The 18,784-nt window shown below is 67.7% G+C and carries 18 protein-coding genes; 8 read left to right on the top strand and 10 right to left on the bottom strand.

The genetic code is table 11. From position 1 onward, the window contains the following. Positions 1 to 144: 144 nt before the first annotated feature. The 3 genes from AAHH99_RS01055 to AAHH99_RS01065 are packed head-to-tail and all read right to left on the bottom strand — an operon-like array spanning position 145 to position 3,142. Positions 145 to 807, bottom strand: coding sequence for a M15 family metallopeptidase (locus AAHH99_RS01055; protein ID WP_418767032.1), 663 nt, complete (start codon positions 805 to 807; stop codon positions 145 to 147). Positions 808 to 852: 45 nt separating this feature from the next. Next, positions 853 to 2,316: a WS/DGAT/MGAT family O-acyltransferase gene (locus tag AAHH99_RS01060; protein ID WP_418767033.1), complete on the bottom strand. Its 1,464-nt coding sequence runs from the start codon at positions 2,314 to 2,316 to the stop codon at positions 853 to 855. Positions 2,317 to 2,320: 4 nt separating this feature from the next. Beyond that, positions 2,321 to 3,142 (bottom strand): alpha/beta fold hydrolase, encoded by an 822-nt coding sequence (locus AAHH99_RS01065; RefSeq protein ID WP_418767034.1) that lies wholly within the window; start codon positions 3,140 to 3,142, stop codon positions 2,321 to 2,323. A gap of 184 nt (positions 3,143 to 3,326) precedes the next feature. Between AAHH99_RS01065 and AAHH99_RS01070 the strand changes: the two genes are divergently transcribed. The 6 genes from AAHH99_RS01070 (at position 3,327) to AAHH99_RS01095 (ending at position 9,979) form a co-directional block, all read left to right on the top strand. After that, complete coding sequence (locus tag AAHH99_RS01070) at positions 3,327 to 4,448, top strand: XdhC family protein (RefSeq protein WP_418767035.1); 1,122 nt, start codon at positions 3,327 to 3,329, stop codon at positions 4,446 to 4,448. Between the two features lie 74 nt (positions 4,449 to 4,522). Beyond that, on the top strand, positions 4,523 to 6,859 hold the full coding sequence (locus AAHH99_RS01075; RefSeq protein WP_418767036.1) for a xanthine dehydrogenase family protein molybdopterin-binding subunit: 2,337 nt from the start codon (positions 4,523 to 4,525) through the stop codon (positions 6,857 to 6,859). A 14-nt stretch (positions 6,860 to 6,873) separates the two neighbouring features. After that, the gene (locus AAHH99_RS01080) at positions 6,874 to 7,581 is read left to right on the top strand and encodes an SRPBCC family protein (RefSeq protein WP_418767037.1); all 708 of its coding nucleotides are present in this window, start codon (positions 6,874 to 6,876) and stop codon (positions 7,579 to 7,581) included. Beyond that, complete coding sequence (locus AAHH99_RS01085; protein ID WP_418767038.1) at positions 7,578 to 8,453, top strand: FAD binding domain-containing protein; 876 nt, start codon at positions 7,578 to 7,580, stop codon at positions 8,451 to 8,453. The genes AAHH99_RS01080 and AAHH99_RS01085 overlap by 4 nt, the downstream gene beginning before the upstream one ends. Beyond that, positions 8,446 to 8,916, top strand: coding sequence for a (2Fe-2S)-binding protein (locus tag AAHH99_RS01090; protein ID WP_418767039.1), 471 nt, complete (start codon positions 8,446 to 8,448; stop codon positions 8,914 to 8,916). Before AAHH99_RS01085 ends, AAHH99_RS01090 begins: the two co-directional genes overlap by 8 nt. Positions 8,917 to 8,992: 76 nt before the next feature. Further along, a complete protein-coding gene (locus AAHH99_RS01095; protein WP_418767040.1) occupies positions 8,993 to 9,979 on the top strand; it encodes an NAD-dependent epimerase/dehydratase family protein in 987 nt (328 codons plus the stop codon). Between the two features lie 30 nt (positions 9,980 to 10,009). On the opposite strand, the gene ctaD is transcribed toward AAHH99_RS01095, so the two are convergent. From ctaD to AAHH99_RS01130, 7 genes are all read right to left on the bottom strand, one after another. Then, positions 10,010 to 11,698, bottom strand: coding sequence for a cytochrome c oxidase subunit I (gene ctaD / locus AAHH99_RS01100; RefSeq protein ID WP_418767559.1), 1,689 nt, complete (start codon positions 11,696 to 11,698; stop codon positions 10,010 to 10,012). A gap of 175 nt (positions 11,699 to 11,873) precedes the next feature. Beyond that, positions 11,874 to 12,359: a GreA/GreB family elongation factor gene (locus AAHH99_RS01105; RefSeq protein WP_067393835.1), complete on the bottom strand. Its 486-nt coding sequence runs from the start codon at positions 12,357 to 12,359 to the stop codon at positions 11,874 to 11,876. 20 nt (positions 12,360 to 12,379) lie between these two features. After that, positions 12,380 to 12,868: a GreA/GreB family elongation factor gene (locus AAHH99_RS01110; RefSeq protein ID WP_418767560.1), complete on the bottom strand. Its 489-nt coding sequence runs from the start codon at positions 12,866 to 12,868 to the stop codon at positions 12,380 to 12,382. Positions 12,869 to 12,989: 121 nt separating this feature from the next. After that, positions 12,990 to 14,255 carry an NAD(P)/FAD-dependent oxidoreductase gene (locus AAHH99_RS01115; RefSeq protein ID WP_064412710.1) on the bottom strand — a complete coding sequence of 422 codons (1,266 nt, stop codon included), beginning with the start codon at positions 14,253 to 14,255 and terminating at the stop codon, positions 12,990 to 12,992. 151 nt (positions 14,256 to 14,406) lie between these two features. Further along, positions 14,407 to 15,933, bottom strand: a complete 1,527-nt coding sequence (locus AAHH99_RS01120; RefSeq protein ID WP_418767041.1) for a PucR family transcriptional regulator — start codon at positions 15,931 to 15,933, stop codon at positions 14,407 to 14,409. Positions 15,934 to 15,956: 23 nt separating this feature from the next. Continuing rightward, positions 15,957 to 16,793: an SDR family oxidoreductase gene (locus AAHH99_RS01125; RefSeq protein WP_064412712.1), complete on the bottom strand. Its 837-nt coding sequence runs from the start codon at positions 16,791 to 16,793 to the stop codon at positions 15,957 to 15,959. 43 nt (positions 16,794 to 16,836) lie between these two features. Then, positions 16,837 to 17,769, bottom strand: a complete 933-nt coding sequence (locus tag AAHH99_RS01130) for an enoyl-CoA hydratase (RefSeq protein ID WP_418767042.1) — start codon at positions 17,767 to 17,769, stop codon at positions 16,837 to 16,839. Between the two features lie 175 nt (positions 17,770 to 17,944). Here AAHH99_RS01130 and AAHH99_RS01135 point away from each other — a divergent pair, with 175 nt between their 5' ends. Continuing rightward, positions 17,945 to 18,298 carry a hypothetical protein gene (locus AAHH99_RS01135; protein WP_418767043.1) on the top strand — a complete coding sequence of 118 codons (354 nt, stop codon included), beginning with the start codon at positions 17,945 to 17,947 and terminating at the stop codon, positions 18,296 to 18,298. Positions 18,299 to 18,395: 97 nt separating this feature from the next. Further along, positions 18,396 to 18,752 (top strand): hypothetical protein, encoded by a 357-nt coding sequence (locus tag AAHH99_RS01140; protein ID WP_418767044.1) that lies wholly within the window; start codon positions 18,396 to 18,398, stop codon positions 18,750 to 18,752. Positions 18,753 to 18,784 lie beyond the last annotated feature (32 nt).

Raw genomic sequence — 18,784 nt, forward strand, 5'->3', positions numbered from 1 at the left:
TAAGCGGCATGCCCGAAGCCGAAGAAGTCACCGCGGTCGCGATCTGCGGCGGATGTGGTTACCCGACACTCGGGCCGAACCTGTGCTCCTACTGTCAAGCCATGACCGCCGATCCGGCCGCCGCCTGACGGGTCTGAGCTGCAGCTAGTTCACGGGGACGTCGAGTATCGGGCGCTGCTGGTTCGCACCCGGCGCGTCGAAATGCCACCACTCGCCGGCGTAAACGGTGAGCCCGCCCGCGGCCATCGCCTCGCGCAACCGTTTGCGGTTGGTCTGAGCCGCGGGGCTGACCCCGTCGGTGGCGTAGGCGTTGGCGCGCGTAGTGAACTCGTCGAAGCCAGTGCCCATATCGACGAGGGCGCCGTCACGGGCCAAGGTCACGTCGACCGACAACGCCGCTTCATGGCTGCTGGCATAGGGTCCGGGTCTGGCCACCCACCCGGGCTCCGGGACCGTCTCGAACATCCGCACCTGCACGTCGTGCGGCCGGTAGCAATCCCAGAACACCAGCACCTCGCCGCCGGGGCGCAACGCGTCGGCGGCCGCCGCCAAGCCTGGCGCCATCGACTCGTCGACAAGGCACCGCGCATCGGCGGGATACAGCTGCTCGCCGACGAAGTTGTTCGTCGTCGCGTACCGCAGGTCGACCACCGCGTCGGGTACGACGGTGCGGACATCGACGAGTCCCGCCGCCCGAGCCGCGTCCGTCAGCGGCGGCACGGGTGCAGCCGGTGTCGCGGAGGCCACGCCAAGCGTCGGCCACGCGAGGACAACGGCCAAGGCCGGAACCGCCCATGCACTACGCATATCGCCTCGCTTCCGGGCTGGAGTAGTCACCTACGTTGCTGGGCCTCACCGGCCCTGCGACGCTTCCGATCGCGTTCGATGCGAGGTGACCCGCGGCAGAGCGCCGTCCAACTCGGTGGTGGTCTGGCCAAGACCGGTGGCCCGGCGGAGTTCGGCGAAAGCGGCGATGAACGCGTCCGTCGCGGTGTGGACGTCATCGAACGCCAGGTCGTCGCAGAGCACCGAGATGTTGAGCTGGTCGACGTAGCTCCACACCGTCATGTTCATCGCCGCACCGGCGGCCAGCGGCCCTACCGAGTAGATCTCGGTGACGACCGCACCGGCGATCCGGCCACGCTCGCGGGGTCCCGGCACATTCGACACGATCAGGTTGAACAACTGGTTCGGCGCCTCGCGGCGCGACGTCCATCGGAAGGTGGCGTGGGCCGCCGCGGGCGGTACATACCGCAAACCCTTGCCCACGGTGGCGGGTCCGAGCGACTCGTTGTCCTCTTTGGCCATCCGCGCGGCCATCCGGATCAAACGGAGCCTTTCCAGCGGGTCCTCGATCTGTACCGGCAGAGACACCAGCATGGTGCTCAACTCGTTGCCGGTGATGCGGTCTGGCGAGGTGTCGGTCGCAGCGGGAACCGAGGCGATCAGCGCGTCGTCGGCGACCCCCTCACGCTCGATGATCAGCGTGCGCAGTCCGCCGGCGGCGATCGCGAGCACCACGTCGTTGACGGTCGCTTCGAGATATCTGCTCGTCGCTCTGACCTCGTCGATCGACAGGGTGGCGGTCGCGAACGCGCGCCCAGCCGAGATCTTGCGGTTGAGGAAGGTGGGGGGCGGTTTGAACCGTTCGGCGAGTTCGGGTCGGCGACGGCGCTGACGGGCTCGACGCTGAAGCCGGTAGGCGCCGACGGCAACCTCTTTGACGACACCGGGCAGGCCCGCGAGCTGGCGGACGTGGTCACGTACCGCGAACACGAGCACAGCCGCGGCAGAAAGTGTTTCGGAGTCGCCTCCGGAACGGGGCTCACCGGCGCCGGTGCCGGGCCATTCCATCGCACGGGCCATCAGGTTGGCCGACGCGACGCCGTCTGCCAACGCGTGGTGCACCTTGCCGATCACAGCGACGCGGTTGTCGGCGAGACCTTCGGCGTAGTACAGCTCCCACAGCGGTCGGCTGCGATCCAAGGGCGTGCTCGCGATCTGACCGATCAGCGCGTCGAGTCCTGCACGCCCGCCCGGGTCCGGAACGGTCACTTTCCGGACGTGGTAGCCGAAGTCGATGTCGGCGCCTTGCCGCCACACCGGCCGATGCAGATGCAGTGGAACGTCGACGAGTTCGTACCGGAAGGGATCCAGCGCCGGCAGGCGCTCGCGGAACGTCTCGAGGAACGCGTCGAACGTCGGCTCGCCCTCGAACTGCGAGGTGTCGACCACCGCGATCTTGAGCGTGTGCTGGTGCACGTTCGGCGTTTCGCTGGACAGCAGCAGCGAGTCCCAGCCACTGAGGCGCTTCACGTCGCTATCCTTCGGCGGTCTTGTACCGCCCGATCGGCGGGAGGCGTCTGCTGACCGACTCGGCTGCGGTCAGGAGCGCTTCGACGAACTTGTCGGATGCGAACGTGCATCCGGCGTGACCGGCGGCCACGTCGACGGTTTCGGCGTCCGGTATCCGACTCGCCAGCCATCGCTGCCGTCGCACCCCGAAGGCCCGGTCGCGTGTCGTCACCACCACCGCTGTGGGGACGTCGACCTCGTGGATCCATGTCGTCGAGTCGAAGCGGATGACCTCGGCCAGGGCCCGGGTGATCGCACCGGGCGACGTACTACGCACCTGGTTGAGCAGCCACTGGTGGTTCTGCAACGCGCCAGGGCCCACCATCGCGGCGGGTGCGAGTCGCCTCGCAGGCGGACTCAGCGAGTCGAGCAGCGCTGCGAACACGCCGGTCGCTATCCGCTCGTAGCTGGCTCGGTTGACCGCCGCCGCCGCGGCGCACAACACCAAACCGTCGACACGGGCCGGGTGACGCTTCCAGACCAGTTGGGCCACGAGCGATCCCATCGAGTAGCCGACCGGCACGAACGTCCGGATGCCCAGAGCGTCTGCCACGGCTGCGACATCGTCGGCGCAGTCCTCGAGCAGAAACCGGGGCGCCGTGATGCCCTGACCATGACCGCGTTGGTCGAACACCACCACGCGACCGAATTCCCGCAGTGCATCCAGCGCGGGGTACCACGTCATGACACCCGTGCACGCCACCGAGTGCAACAACATGAAAACGGGGCCGTCGCAGGGCCCCGAGTCGACGACGTACGTCGTACCGCGGCCGGGTAACTCCACCATCCGGCCTTCCGGGACATTCGCAGCCGAGGCCAACGCGGGTAACGACGGCAACCGCGGAATGGGCAGTGGTTTGGGCAGATTCCAGGCGATGCCATCAACGATAGAGCGAACACGACGCGCCGTCCGGCGTTCGCCCGCCTTCCCGCTGAGCACTTGCACAGCGTCTCGGGCTTAGACTGCCAGCGTGCGCGAGGTGCTCGAGGAGTTGCTGACCGTGTGGCGGTCCGGCGGCGCCGCCGGTCTGGCCACCGTCGTGCGCACGATCCGCTCGGCGCCGCGGCAGCCCGGCGCGACCATGGTGGTCAGCCCCGACGGCTCGGTCGCCGGTTCGGTGTCCGGCGGCTGCGTCGAGGCCGCCGTCTACGAACTGGTCAACGAGGTTGTCGCCTCGGGACGCCCGGAGTTACAGCGCTACGGCATCAGCGACGACGACGCCTTCGCGGTGGGGCTGACGTGCGGCGGCATCATCGACATCTTCGCCGAGCCGGTGTCACGCGACAGCTTCCCGCAGCTGCAGGCGATCGCCGACGACATCGCCGCACACCGACCCACCGCCGTGGCCACCGTCATCGCGCACCCCGACGCCGACCGGATCGGGCGCCGCCTGGTCATCGGCACGGATTCGGTCGACGGATCGCTGGGTTCTGCGCGCGTCGACGCCGCGGTCACCGACGACGCGCGCGGGTTGCTCGCCGTCGGTCGCACGGGCGTGTTGTCGTACGGCCCCGACGGCCAGCGCCAGGAGACCGGGATGGAGGTGTTCGTCGCCAGCCACGCGCCGCCGCCGCGGATGCTGATCTTCGGGGCGATCGACTTCGCAGCCGCGCTCGCCCAGCAGGGTGCCCTGCTCGGATATCGCGTCACCGTGTGTGACGCCCGCCCGGTGTTCGCCACACCCGCCCGCTTTCCCGGCGCCGACGAGGTCGTGGTGATGTGGCCCGACCGGTACCTCGCAGAGCAGGCCGAGCAGGGGGCGATCGACACGCGCACGGCGATCTGCGTGCTCACCCACGATCCGAAGTTCGACGTTCCCGTGCTCCGGGTCGCACTCGGCCTGCCCGAGGTCGGTTACATCGGGGTGATGGGATCTCGTCGCACACACGACGATCGATTGCGCCGGTTGCGCGAGTGCGGCCTCGCCGACGCCGAACTGACCCGGCTGTCCAGCCCGATCGGCCTGGACCTGGGCGCCCGCACACCCGAGGAGACCGCGGTGTCGATCGCGGCCGAGATCATCGCCCGCAGGTGGGGCGGCGGCGGCCGTCCGCTGAGCGACACAGACGGACGCATCCACCACGAGGGATGAGACAACGCCTATGGAAATGTCGTTCTCGAATGCGATAACGTCACTCTTTACACAGCGAGGAGAAGGGTGATCCGGTGACTTCTGCTTCAGCGGAGAAGGTCGCGACCCGTTACGCAGGAACCCGAGTCGCGCGCATTGAGGACAACCGGCTTCTCACCGGCCGAGGCACCTTCGTCGACGACGTCGTGCGGCCGGGGATGCTGCACGCGTGCTTCGTGCGGAGCCCCTTCGCCAGGGCGAAGATCAACGGCGTCGACGCGTCGGCCGCGCTGGCCATGCCGGGTGTGCACGCGGTGTTCACCGCCGACGACCTCAATCCCGACGTCAAAGAGTCGTGGCACGCGGTCGCAGGCAAGGACATCCCGGACACGCCGCGCCCGCCCCTGGCCGAGGGGGAGGTGAAGTTCGTCGGTGATCCGGTCGCGCTCGTCGTGGCCGACAGCCGCTACCTCGCCGAGGACGCCGTCGATGTGGTCGACGTCGACTACGGGCCGCTCCCCGCGGTCGCCGACTTCACGAAAGCCGTCGGGTCGGCGGTGGTGGTGCACGAGGCCTACCCCGACAACGTCGCGGGCGGCATGGGCGGAGCGCCACCCGACGAGGAGACGTTCACCAACGCCGCTTGCGTCGCGTCGGCGAACGTCTATCAGCAGATCCACGCGCCGGTGCCGATCGAGTGCCGCGGCATGGTTGTGGAGTGGACGCCTGCGACCGAGGAACTGACCCTGTGGGCGTCGACGCAGACGCCGCACGAGTTGCGGGCTTTCTGCGCGCGGCTGCTCGGCATCCCGGCGCACAACGTGCGAGTCATCATGCGCGACACCGGCGGTGGCTTCGGCCAGAAGGTCGTGCCGATGCGCGAGGACATGTGCATCATGCTGGCGGCTCGGAAGGCCTCGGCGCCGCTGAAGTGGATCGAGGACCGTCGCGAGAATCTGATGTCGGCGGGTCAGGCGCGCCACGTCGACGGCACCGCCCGGATGGCCCTTGACGAGGAGGGCACCATCCTCGCCGTCGACATCGACTTCGCCTATGACGTCGGCGCCTACCCCACCCCGTACCCGGTGCTGACCACCGCCGCGGTCGGCATGTTCTTCCCCGGCCCGTACCGGGTGCCGAAGGCAAGCTTCAACTACAAGACCGTGTTCTCCAACACCGCGGGCCTGCACGCATACCGCGGTCCCTGGCAGTACGAAACGCTGGCCCGCGAAGTGCTTTTCGACATCGCCGCGCGCAAGCTGGACATGGATCCCGTCGAACTGCGCAGGCGCAACATCCTGCGCGGCGACGAGATGCCCTACTTCAACCCCAACGGCATGCCCTACGACCACGTCGCGCCCGCCGACACCTTCGAGCAGGCCGTGAAGATCCTCGACCATGAGGGCTTCCGCAAGGAACAGGCCGATGCGCTGGCCGAGGGCCGCTACATCGGTCTGGGATTCTCGGCTTACATCGAACCGACCGGCGCCGCGACCGGACACCTGGGCACCGAGGGCTGCACCATCCGGATGGAGCCCACCGGCAAGATCAACGTCTACGTCAACGGCGGGTCGACCGGCAACAGCCTCGAGACCACCGTCGTGCAGTTGACCGCCGACGCACTGGGCGCCGAGATCACCGACGTGTCGACGATCCAGGGCGACACCGCGGTCACCCCGTACGGCGCAGGCACCCAAGGCAGTCGCAGCGGTCCGATGACCGCGGGTGCGGTCGCCGAGGCGGGCGCGCTGCTGCGTAAGCAGATCATCGCGATGGCCGCACCGCGCCTCGAGGTCGACGAGGCCGAGGTGGAGCTGACCGGCTCGCGGGCCGTGGTGGCCGGAAACCCGGACAAGAGCGTGACTTTCGCTGATCTCGCCTACCGGGCGTACTACGAGCCGCAGCAGTTGCCGCCCGGTGTCTCGTCGTCGTTGGAGGCGACCGCGCGGTTCGCCTCACCACCTGAGGCGATGATCCACTGGGCCAACGCCACCCATGCCTGCACGTGCGAGGTCGACATCGAGACCGGGCGGGTGACCCTCACCCGCTACATCGTCAGCGAGGACGTCGGCCCGATGATCAACCCCAACGTGGTCGAGGGTCAGATCGCCGGCGGCACCGTGCAGGGCATCGGCGGTGCGCTGCTCGAGGACATGGCCTACGACGACGACGGCAACCCGCTGTCGAGCACTTTCGTCGACTACCTGCTGCCGACGGCCACCGAGGTGCCCCCGATCGAGTACGGGCACGTGGAGATCCCCGGACCCGGCGTCGGCGGATACAAGGGCGTCGGCGAGGGCGGCGCGATCGGTTCGACACCCGCCGTCATCAACGCGATCAACGATGCCCTGGCACCGCTCGGTGTCACGCTGACCCGCCTACCCGCCAGCCCCGCCGCGATCGTCGAGGCCATCGAGAACGCCAAGAAGTAAGGAACGCAGCCACAGTGGAACTCAATAACGAATTCCGGGTCGCCGTGCCGGTGGACACGGCATGGGAGGCACTCAACGACGTCGAACGCGTCGCGCCGTGCATTCCGGGTGCTCAGCTGTTGTCGGTCGACGGCGACGCCTTCACCGGCGCGGTGAAGGTCAAGGTCGGTCCGATCACGGTGTCCTACAAGGGGGATGCCTCGTTCGAGGAGCGCGACGAGGCCGCTCGCCGTGTTGTCATCAAGGCGCAGGGTAAGGAGACCCGGGGCAGTGGTAACGCGGCCGCGCACGTGACCGCGCAACTCAAGGACGAGGGTGACGCGACCAGCGTCACGATCACCACGGACTTGACCATCTCGGGGAAGGCCGCTCAGTTCGGCCGCGGCGTACTGGCCGACGTGTCGACGAACCTGATCGGACAATTCGCCAAGAACCTCGAATCGGATCTTCTCGGCGGCGCCGCGACGACCGCACCGACCACGGAGACGGCGGCGGTTGCGGCTCAGCCCGATGCCGGCGATTCCATCGACATGCTCAAAGTCGTTGCGCTGCCGATGGCCAAGCGGGCCGCACCCGTCGTGGCCGCCGTCGCCGGCGGCTTGGCGATGGGCTTCCTGATCGGGCGGCGCCGCAGGAAGAGCCCCACCGCCGTGCTGACCGACGACCTGCAGTCCGCCCTGCTGCGACTGCTCAGCGCGCCGACCGAGCGGCTGCGGCCGTGAAAGCCGCTCCGTTCACCTACCACCGCCCCGATTCGGTGAAGGAGGCGGTGGACATGCTCGCCGAATACGGCGAGGACGCGAAAATCCTTGCGGGCGGGCAGAGTCTGGTGCCGATGCTCGCGATGCGCCTGACCCACTTCGACAACCTCATCGACATCTCCCGCATCGACGAGCTTCGCAGCATCGACTTGGTGGACGACGCGGTACGTGTCGCGGCAGGCACCCCGCACTCGTTCGTCGGAATGGATGACGAAGTGGCGGAATCGGTTCCGCTGCTGACGCTGGCGACCCCGCACATCGGCCACTTCCAGATCCGCACCAGGGGTACGCTCGGCGGCGCCATCGCGCACGCCGATCCTGCGGCGGAGTACGCGGCGGTCGCGCTCGCGCTCGACGCGCAGATGGATGTCGTCTCGTCGACGGGATTCCGGCAGATCGCGGCGAAAGACTTCTTCACCGGTCTTTGGGAGACCTCGCTGGCGTCCGGGGAGATGTTGACCGCGGTGCACTTCCCCGTCTGGGGCGGGCGGTCAGGTTTCGCGCTGGAGGAATTCGCCCGCCGCCACGGCGATTTCGCGATCGCCGGCGCCGCGGTGGCGGTTGAACTCGACGACGATGACCGGGTATGTCGTTGCGGCATCGGCTTGTTGGGACTGGGCTCGACACCGCTGCGGGCCAGCGCCGCCGAAGAGGCCGTCACCGGTCGACCGGTCGACGAGATCAGCGCCGAAGAAGTCGGGCGGCTCGCACTGTCCGGGCTCGAGGACATCCCATCCGACCTGCAGGGGTCGGCCACCTACCGGGCCAAGGTCGGGGCGACGATGGTCGCCCGCGCCTGGTCCGGCGCCATCACGGAGGCACGCGATGCATGAGATGCCGGTCGAAGTGACGGTCAACGGGCGCACGTTCGCAGCGACCGTGGAACCGCGCCTGACACTCGCGGACTTCCTGCGTGAGAAGTGTGGTTTGACCGGGACACACCTCGGGTGTGAGCACGGCGCCTGTGGTGCCTGCACGGTGCTGCTCGACGGCGACGCGGTGCGCGCCTGCCTGATCTTCGCCGTGCAGGCCGAGGGTATGGAGGTCACCACCGTCGAGGGCATCGGCGGCGCCGACGGTGAACTGTCGCCGGTGCAAGCCGCCCTGCGCGAATGCCACGGGCTGCAGTGCGGTTTCTGCACTCCGGGCTTCGTCACCTCCATCACCGCGTTGCTGCGTGACAATCCCAAGCCGAGCGACGAAGAGATCCGCGAGGGTTTGTCGGGCAACTTCTGCCGGTGCACGGGTTATCAGGGGATCGTCAACGCGGTACACCGTGCCGCCGAGAAGACCTGAGGCCGCCCATGTCGTCGGCGGGCCCCCGCGCCGACTCCTATACGATCGGCACCTTCTTCGAGACCCGAGGAGAACCATGCTGATCGCCGTCACCGGGGGCACCGGCTACGTCGGCGCCCACTGCGTGCGTGCCCTGCTTTCCGCCGGCCACCGCGTGCGCCTGCTCATCGCGCCCGACGCGGAAGGCGCGCCGGTCCTGGCCAAGCTCGCCGAGATCGGTGACGTCGAGACGATGAGCGGTGACATCAGGCGGACAGCCACAGTCGATGGGCTCCTCGACGGCTGCGACGCGGTGCTGCACGGCGCTGGAGTTGTTGGCACCGACAAACGCCGCACCACGCTGATGTGGGAGGTCAACGCCCATGCCACCGAGGCGGTGCTGACGCGCGCGGCAGCAGGCGGGTTGGACCCCGTGGTGTCGGTCAGCAGCTACAGCGCGCTGTTCCCACCACCCAACGGCGTGATCGGTCCCGATACGCCGACCGCGCCCGGCCGCAGTTCGTATGCGCAAACCAAGGCCTACGCCGACCGCGTGGCACGGCGGCTGCAGGAGCAGGGCGCACCGGTCGTCATCACCTACCCGTCGAGTGTGGTGGGTCCGGCGTTCCACACCGCCGCGGGCGTGACCGAGCGTGGGTGGGCGCCGCTGGTGCGATGGGGCGTCGCGCCGCGACTGCGCGGAGGGATGCAGATGATCGACGTCCGCGACGTCGCCGACGTGCATGCCCGGTTGTTCGTTCCCGGCCGCGGACCGCGCCGGTATGTGTGCGGGGGCGAGCTGATCGCGTTCGACGACATGATCTCGGCCCTCGAACGGGGCACGAACCGTCGATTCCGGCGAATCCCGGTCAGCCAGGGCATGTTTCGAGGCCTCAGCATCGTCGGGGAGGCGCTGTCCGGCGTTGTCGACCTTGGCGACGGTCTCACCTATGAGGCGGCGCTGCTGCTCACCGCCGCGACGCCCACCGACGACTCGGCCACCACCGGCGACCTCGGCGTGACATGGCGGTCGCCGGTCGACGCCATCATCGCGACTTTCGAACGGCAGCAGTCGGTTCCGTAACGGTTCGGACCGGCTGAGCAGCCGAAGGGATCAGCTGCGGTCGGGCTCTGTGCGCGGTCCGAAACCGGACGGCGACTCACCCGCCGTGGCGTGCTTGCCGATATGCGACTCGGCTCGCATCCGGTCCACCATGTGGGGATAGTGCAGCTCGAAAGCCGGCCGCTCCGAACGGATCCGGGGCAGCTCGGTGAAGTTGTGCCGCGGCGGCGGGCAAGACGTCGCCCACTCCAGCGAATTGCCGTACCCCCACGGATCGTCGACCGTGACCGGCTCGCCGTAGCGCCAGCTCTTGAACACGTTCCAGACGAACGGCAGCATCGAGATACCCAGGATGAACGCCCCGATCGTCGACACCACATTGAGCGGTACGAACCCGTCGGACGGTAGGTAGTCGGCGTACCGACGAGGCATGCCCTCGTTGCCCAGCCAGTGCTGCACCAAAAACGTGGTGTGGAAACCGATGAACGTGAGCCAGAAGTGCAGCTTGCCCAACCGTTCGTCGAGTAACCGGCCAGTCATCTTCGGGAACCAGAAGTAGATCCCCGCATAGGTCGCGAACACGATGGTCCCGAACAACACGTAGTGGAAATGCGCGATCAAGAAGTAGGTGTCGGAGACGTGGAAGTCCAGCGGCGGGCTGGCCAGCATCACGCCGGTGAGTCCACCGAGAAGGAAGGTGAGCATGAACCCGATCGAGAACAGCATCGGTGTCTCGAAGGTCAACTGGCCCCTCCACATCGTGCCTATCCAGTTGAAGAACTTGATGCCCGTCGGCACCGCGATCAGATAGGTGGTGAACGAGAAGAACGGCAACAGCACCGCGCCGGTGGCGTACATGTGGTGCGCCCACACCACGACGGACAACGCGGCGATGCCCAGGGTGGCGTAGACCAGCGTGGTGTAACCGAAAATCGGCTTGCGCGAGAAGACCGGGATGATCTCGGTGACGATGCCGAAGAACGGCAGCGCAACGATGTACACCTCGGGGTGACCGAAGAACCAGAACAGGTGCTGATAGAGGATCGGTCCGCCGTTGGCCGGGTCGTAGACGTGCGCGCCGAGGTGGCGATCGGCGGCCAGTGCGAGCAGTGCGGCGGTCAGGATCGGGAAGGCCATCAGCACCAGCACCGACGTCACCAGGATGTTCCAGGTGAAGATCGGCATCCGGAACATCGTCATTCCGGGTGCGCGCATGCACACCACGGTGGTGATCATGTTGACCCCACCGAGGATGGTGCCCAGACCGGCGACGGCGAGACCCATGATCCACAGGTCACCGCCGGCGCCCGGTGAATGCATGGCGTTGCTCAGCGGCGCGTACGCCGTCCAGCCGAAGTCAGCGGCACCACCTGGGGTGATGAAGCCCGCGACCGCGATGAGCCCGCCGAACAGGAACAGCCAGTACGAGAACGCGTTGAGCCGCGGGAACGCCACGTCGGGCGCGCCGATCTGCAGCGGCAGCACCAGGTTGGCGAACCCGAACACGATCGGCGTCGCATAGAACAGCAACATGATCGTGCCGTGCATGGTGAACAGCTGGTTGTACTGCTCATTGGACAGGAACTGCAGCCCCGGCATCGCCAGCTCGCCCCTGATGAACAGCGCCATCAGCCCGCCGATGAAGAAGAACACGAAGCAGGTGACCACGTACATGATGCCGATCAGCTTGTGATCGGTCGTGGTGATGAGCTTGTAGATGAGCGCGCCCTTTGGACCCATCCGGGCCGGGAACGGGCGACGCACCTCCAGCTTGGGAACCGAGGTCAATTCGGCGGTCACTGAACGCTCCCTTCGGCGCGGGGCCAGGGGTCATGTACCCAAATCTCGTGACCTCGATCTTAGGTAGCGCCGCCGCGCACCGAAAGCCATTCAGCGAACCGGCGCGGCCGGCCGATCAGCCGGCCGCGTTCACCGGTGTCCCGTCATCGCTGTGCATGCCGTACGGCACCGCCGTCAGCATCGTGACCGAGAGCTCGGTCCCGCTCGGCGTCCGGAAGGCGCGCTGCTCACCGGGGCGGGCACCGAGGATGGCCGCGCCCATCGGCGACTGCGTGGAGTACACCTCGATGTCGCCGTGTTCGGCGCTGCGCACGCCGAGCAGGAACGTCTCGATCTCAGCGGTGTCGTCGTACCGCACCGTGACGACCATGCCCGGTTCGGCGATACCGTCGTCCGGCGGATCCTCCCCGACGACAGCGTTGATGAGCATCTCGTGGATCTGCTGGATACGCGCCTGGCGTGCCCGCTTGATCGCGCTCGCGTTCTCGTCGGTGTCTTCGTCACCGACCGCGTTCGCACACAGCTCGCGCAAAGTGGCGAGTTCCTGTTGCAGGCGCTCGTAGGCGGCCCGCGAGATCCAGATTCGCTGCGCACTCGTCATTTTTCGGTCCTTCCGTGCAATCAAGCTGGGAGTCGGCTGGTTGCCGAATCGATGGCGGCCCCGTAGGGCTTGGCTTGCAGAAGCGTCACGTGTAACTCCTTGCCGGTGGGGGCCAGGTACGTGCGCCGATCCCCCGGCCGCGCCCCGAGGATCGCGACGCCCAGCGGCGACCGCGGCGAGTAGACCTCGATCTCGGCGGGTTCGATACCGCGGATACCGAGCAGGAATGTCTCGGTGTCACCGGTGTCGTCGTAGCGGATGGTCAAGACCATGCCCGGCTCGGCCACGCCATCGTCGGGTGGGTCCTCGCCGACGACGGCGTTCGCAAGCAGATGTTCGATCCGGTGGATCCGGTTCGACCGCATTCGGTCCTCAGCCGTGCGGGTGGGGTCATCGTCGGTGGCGTCGTCGGACACCTCGGATCGATGTCTGGTCCTCAGCTCCGCCAGTTCGGCCTGCAGTTTGATATAGGCACGTCGCGTCATCCAGACGCGGTCGGCGCTCGCCATGCTCGTCATGAGTGGTCCTTTCTCGAAAGGGGTTGCCGTCAGGGGCGGGCCACGGGCTGGGATAGCGCCGCCCCTGACGACTCGCAGTGCCCGCGAGGGGCACAAGAGCCGATTGGCCGCTCTATGCGACCGCGCGACGGAGGGGATCGAAGGGCCGCAGCGCTTCGGGTTGTTTGCCGGTCGTGATCTGTTCGGCCAAGAGCCGGCCGGTGACCGGACCGTGAGCCAGCCCCCACATCCCGTGCCCACCGGCGACGTAGACGTTGCGCGACATCTCGCCGATGAGCGGGCGGCCGTCGGGGGTGATCGGGCGCGGACCCACCCAGATGTCGCTGCGTTCGGCCCACCTGACTCCCTCCAGAAGGGGGCTCGCCGCCTCGACGATCGCACCCACCCGCTCGGGGATCGCCGGTTCGTGCGGATCGCGCAACTCCATCGTGCCCGCCACCCGCAGCGCACCCTTGTACGGCGTACACGCGATGCGCGCGTCCGGCAGATAGATCGGGCCGGGGATGGGACGATCCACCGGCACGGTGAACGAGTAACCGCGGCCGGACTCCACGGGCACACGCAGCCGGTGCCCCGCCAACCGCGACATCCAGGCGCCGGTCGCGATCACCGCGCTGTCGGCGGTCAGATGCTTGCCGCTGTAGGGCTGCACCACCACCCCGTTGCCGGAGCTGAACACGCCCCGCACGTCGTGGGTGAGGATGTTTCCCCCACGCTCCTCGACCGCCCGACCCAGGGCTTGTACGAAGCGGCCCGGGTCGACGAACCGCTGACCGTTGATGTTGATTCCGGCGGTGATGGCCGGTGAAGCCAACGGCACCTGCTCGCGCAACGCCGCACCGGACAAGCCGGTGACGAACAGTTCCTGTCCGGCGCGTTCAAGGGCACGCAGATCGGCCATCATGTTCTCGGCGTCGGCGGTGCTGCGGAAGATCGCGGTGATCGGCGCGTCGGTCACCGGGGCGTCCACCCCGTTCGCGATCAGGACGTCGAAAGCCTCGATACATTCCTGGTTCAGCGGCACGTTGGCCGCCACCGCCTGGTTCCACACCGACGAGCGGGAGTTCGCGGCGAACTGGATCAAGAACAGCCACAACGCGCCGTCGATGGTCAGCGGGATGTGCAGCGGGGCGTTGCGGTCGCGCAATGAGCGCAGGCCGTAGCGCAGCGTCTTCGGCGAGTTCAACGGCAGCGTCAGCGCGGGCGCGACCCATCCGGCGTTGCCCCACGAGGCGCCCTCGGCGATCCCGCTGCGGTCCACGACGGTGACGTTGACACCGCGCTCCTGCAGGAACCATGCCGTTGACAAGCCGACGATGCCGGCGCCGACCACGATCGCAGACCGCGGTCCACCGTCAATCCGCTCGCCGCCGACCATTGCAACCCCTCCATCGCTGAGAACGTGTGTTCGTTGACTCCATGGTCGGCCGGTCGGGTGCGTTCGGACTTGCCCGTGCCCGACAATCCCCCGGCGGGCCGTTGTGGTGATCCGACAATGACCTGGTCGGGCGGGGTCCGATCGCGACGGCTCAGTCGGTGTCGATCGCGGCGAGTTCGATCATCATGGCGAGGCGCTTGCGGGCGTCCTCCAGCGGCAGATCGGTGATCTCCCCCATTTTGCGCAGGCGGTACCGCACCGTGTTCTCGTGGACACCGAGGCGCTGCCCTGCCTGGGCGGGATCGCCCAGCGCCTCCAGATATGCCCGCAGCGTCGGGACGTACTCGGTGGCGTGGTTCTGGTCGTGGCGGCGTAATTCGGCGACCGGCCCCCGGTCCGGCGTACGCCCCGAGCGTGCGGCGGTCCGCAGACGCTGCAGCAGGATCTCGTCCCACGACTCGTCGTACGCGGGCGGCTCGGCATCATGCGGGCCGAGTTCGTGCAGCGCCAGGCACTCGTCGGCCTCCTGCCGCGCCGCGGGCAGGTCGACGGCCGCGGCCGCCTTGCTGATGCCGGCCACCACCGTCACCCGGTCCGGCAGCGCCGCCGTCAAGGCGTCGACCCATTTGCGGGCGCCGGCGACCCGCTCGCCCGGCATCAACGTGTAGATCGTGTTGCCCGCCAACGCGCTGCGACCCGGACGCGACCATCCGAAGCCTGCGGTCGCGCGTTCGAAGGCCAACAGCAGCGCCGCATCCCGCTCACCGCCGATCGCCGCCTGCACGGCGATGACCCGCATCGGCCCCTGCGACAGGCCAAGCCGGCTGGCCGATGCCGCGGCGTCGGCACTGCCGTCGAGTAGCCGCAGCACCAGATCGGATTCGACCTGACGTTCGAGATCGGCACTGGCGCGCGAGCGCAACAGATGCAGAGCGACGGTCCTGGCATCGTCTGTCAGTGCCGTCCGCTCGGGTTCCACCAACGGCTTCGGAGAGGAGACCCACACCGCGCCCATGAGCTCTCGACCCGACCGCACCGCGACCACCGTGCGACCGGACAGGCCCTGATCGGCGTTCGGCGCGACGAACATCGGTTCGTCCGAGGACATGAGATGGGCGAACACGCCCTGTGACTCGAAGTATTCCCGCAACCACTGCGGCGCTTGTCTGTTCATGACCGTCGCGACGCGGGCGCGGTCGGCGTTCTCCTGCATCGTCGAGTACGCGAGCACGCGCGACAGCGGGTCCTCGATGGTCACCGCGCCGCCCGCCGATTCGGCCAGGCTGTCGGCAAGCGCGAACAGATCCGTTGGGCCACGGCCGGATTCCGTTTCCCGGCCCTCCAGCACCAGGCCGTAGACGATCGCGGACAGTTCGCTCCAGGGCACGGCCGGGTCGACGACCATCACCGCGACGCCCTCCACCATGCCCGCAAATGTCGTGTCGTCATCGACGTCTCGAAGCAGCACCACCAGCGCGCGCGCCGAAACCGCCCACCGCAGCGCCTCGTTGACCGTTCGTGCCCCGATCGCCAGCAGGACGTCACCGGTGACCGTGCGGCCCTCGGTGACCTCGTGCATCACCACGCTGCCCAACTCCGTCGAACGCGGGATCGGGCAGAAGCGCAGGCGTACGCCATAGCTCCCCAGCACGTTGACCAGCCGATCCAAGGTGACCACGGGCCGACGTTACCGCGCAGGCGCTAGGTGGAGACGACTCCCCGCAAACCCTCGGCCCCGAAAAGCGGCTCGAGCATCGACGAGTAGTCGGGTCCCCGTCGCACCAACTGACCGCCGTCGACGTTGATGACCTGACCGGTGATGAAACCGGCCGCATCGCTGAGCAGGAAGAGCGAGGCGTTGGCGATGTCGGACACCTCACCGGGCCGCGGCAGCGGCGTGCAGGCGGCGTAGTCGCCACGCAGCTCCGGGGACTCGAGTACCGGTGCGACGAGCTCGGTGCGGATCAGGCCGGGACGGATGCAATTCACGCGCACCCACGAGGCGCCGAGTTCGTCGGCGGCGAGCTGCATCATGTGGTCGATGCCCGCCTTGGAGACGCCGTAGGCGCCGAACCAGCGGTGCGTGTTGCTCGCCGCGATCGATGAGATGCCGATGAACGATCCGCCGCCACCGCGCACCATCTCGCGTGCCGAATGCTTGAGCACGTACATGGTGCCGTTGATGTTCAGATCGACGGTGCGTCGCCACAGTTCGGAATCGATCTGGGTGATGGGCCCGATCGTCTCGCTGCCACCTGCACAGTGCACGACGCCGTACAGTCGGCCGGTCCATGCCGTGGTGGCCTCGACGACCCGCGCGACCTCGTCCTCGTTCGTCACGTCGGCCGGCTCGTAGAGCACTTCACCGGGACCGCCCTGCGCCTTGATCTCGTCGGCCGCGCCGGACAGCTTGTCGGCGTTGCGGCCGACGAGCATCGCGTTACCGCCGGCCGCCACCACCGCGGCCGCCACACCTTTGCCGATGCCGCTGCCACCGCCGGTGACCAACACCGTCCGACCCGTCAAGGACAACTCCACCGCAGATCCCTTCGCCGTAGCTAGAACAGGTTCTAGTTATACGTCACGGCTCGTCACGACGGGCCGGCTTCGGCGCGCCCAGTGTGCGCCAGTCCGGCACGTTCGGCGGGAGCCCGACCGGGTAGCGGTTCTCGTTGTGCGCCGCCCAGTGGGCATGTCCGAGTTCGTGGATGTGGAACGCATGGCGCAACGCCTCGGTGAACCCCATCGCGTCGGCGGCGGCGTTGACCGAATCCTTGATGAGCAACGCCGCCATCGTCGGACGCTCGGCGATCCGGCGGGCGAATTCGAGTGTCTTGTCCTCGAGTTCGTCGCGGGCGAAGATCTTCGACACCATGCCGAGGCGGTATGCTTCCTCCGCATCGATCGAATCGCCGGTCAGCAGAAGCTCTTTGGCCTTTCGGGCACCGAATTCCCATGGGTGGGCGTAGTATTCGACGCCGGGCATTCCCATCCGCACCCCCACCACGTCGCTGAACTTCGCATCGTCGGCGGCAACGATCAGATCGCACGCCCAGATGAGCATGAGGCCCGCCGATATCGCGTTTCCCTGTACCTGGGCGATCGTGATCTTCCGCAGATCGCGCCACCGGCGGGTGTTCTCGAAGAAGAAGTGCCACTCCTGCAGATAGGTGCGCTCGGCGATCGCCGGCACGGTGGCGCCGTGCGATTGGAACGTCGGATGCTGGGCCGGGCCCGGCGTGCGCTCGAGCATCGCCTCTTCCGACCCGAGATCGTGTCCGGCCGAGAAGTTCTTGCCGCGCGCGGCCAGGATGACCACCCGCACATTGTCATCGGCTTCTGCGCGACCGAACGCCTCGTCCAACTGCACCAGCAGCGTGCGGGACTGGGCGTTCTGCGCATCCGGCCGGTTCAGCCAGATGCGGGCGATCTGGCCCTCGTCGAGCGTTTCGTACGTCACCTGTTGCGCTGCACCGCCTCCGGCATCGGCGCTCGTCAGATCAGGGCTCGCCATCGCGGATCACCTCGCAGTTGGGTTATTCGACCAATTGCACATTACGGTGCGTCCCGCATCGCTGCTCCAGGGGTGCCGCGTTGTGCGTTCGCCGTAATCCGTTGCCGGGTCACCGGTATCGGTGCGGTCCGTGCAAAGGTGCACGAATCAACGGATCGGCTCCTAGAATCGCGGGATGGCGAACTATTCGGTGCCGCTGCCCAGACTCGTTCTCGCCGGTGCTTTCATGGTCGCGGCCGCGGCAGGTCCCATCGCGGCCCTGCATGTGGTGCCGGAACCCAGCGCTGTGATGGCGCAAGGCTGCCAGGGGGGTGAGGAGCAGGACCAGTTCACCATGACGTGCGTACCGTTCCTGGTCCCGAATGCACCGCCTCCCTTCCAGGTCACCGCGGCAAACCCGGATGTGCCGGAAATCCAAGGCATCCCCTGCATCGGGCACAACGCCGGCGCCTGTCTGGGGTTGGCCGAGAACGAAGCCGCGGCAGGCCCACCCGCTCAGCCTCGCTCCACCATCAGCTCCAGCCCGTAGCCGGGGCGGGTATCCATTTCGCGAAGCTGTGCAGAAAGCTTTCGGCTTCCATAGAATCCCTGCCAAGGCACGGTTGATCACTACAGAAAGCGTGACAATGGCGAGCTTGAAGTCCCCTGTACAACGGCTGATCCTTGCCGGCGGCTTTGCGGTTGCGATCGCCGCGGCACCGGTGGTCGCCGTCTTCGCAACACCCACGACCCCGGTTGCACCACAGGCTCAGGGCTGCTCCGGCGGGGAGGAACCGGACCAGTTCACCGGCAACTGCGTGCCCCACACGGTGCCGAACGCCGGCTCGGTGTTCACCACGCAACCCGGTAACCCCGACGTTCCCGAGGTCATGGGCATTCCGTGCATCGGCCACAACCAGGGCGGCTGCATCGGCCTGGCCGAGGAAGCCCAAGCGCAGACGGTGACACCGCCGCCGGCCCCGGTGTTCAGCCACAGCCCCTAGTCAGGGGGTTGACGAACCGGCGCGGTCCGCCT

The organism is Mycobacterium neumannii (assembly GCF_048452905.1).
In the GTDB taxonomy this organism is placed as follows: domain Bacteria; phylum Actinomycetota; class Actinomycetes; order Mycobacteriales; family Mycobacteriaceae; genus Mycobacterium; species Mycobacterium neumannii_B.

What these genes read in the sequence shown, in the direction of transcription:
- AAHH99_RS01055 (WP_418767032.1), bottom strand. Translation starts at nt 807, where the DNA reads ATGCGTAGTGCATGGGCGGTTCCGGCCTTGGCCGTTGTCCTCGCGTGG.
- AAHH99_RS01065 (WP_418767034.1), bottom strand. Translation starts at nt 3,142, where the DNA reads ATGGTGGAGTTACCCGGCCGCGGTACGACGTACGTCGTCGACTCGGGG.
- AAHH99_RS01090 (WP_418767039.1), top strand. Translation starts at nt 8,446, where the DNA reads ATGCATGAGATGCCGGTCGAAGTGACGGTCAACGGGCGCACGTTCGCA.
- AAHH99_RS01095 (WP_418767040.1), top strand. Translation starts at nt 8,993, where the DNA reads ATGCTGATCGCCGTCACCGGGGGCACCGGCTACGTCGGCGCCCACTGC.
- ctaD (WP_418767559.1), bottom strand. Translation starts at nt 11,698, where the DNA reads ATGGGTCCAAAGGGCGCGCTCATCTACAAGCTCATCACCACGACCGAT.
- AAHH99_RS01105 (WP_067393835.1), bottom strand. Translation starts at nt 12,359, where the DNA reads ATGACGAGTGCGCAGCGAATCTGGATCTCGCGGGCCGCCTACGAGCGC.
- AAHH99_RS01110 (WP_418767560.1), bottom strand. Translation starts at nt 12,868, where the DNA reads ATGGCGAGCGCCGACCGCGTCTGGATGACGCGACGTGCCTATATCAAA.
- AAHH99_RS01115 (WP_064412710.1), bottom strand. Translation starts at nt 14,255, where the DNA reads ATGGTCGGCGGCGAGCGGATTGACGGTGGACCGCGGTCTGCGATCGTG.
- AAHH99_RS01130 (WP_418767042.1), bottom strand. Translation starts at nt 17,769, where the DNA reads ATGGCGAGCCCTGATCTGACGAGCGCCGATGCCGGAGGCGGTGCAGCG.
- AAHH99_RS01135 (WP_418767043.1), top strand. Translation starts at nt 17,945, where the DNA reads ATGGCGAACTATTCGGTGCCGCTGCCCAGACTCGTTCTCGCCGGTGCT.
- AAHH99_RS01140 (WP_418767044.1), top strand. Translation starts at nt 18,396, where the DNA reads ATGGCGAGCTTGAAGTCCCCTGTACAACGGCTGATCCTTGCCGGCGGC.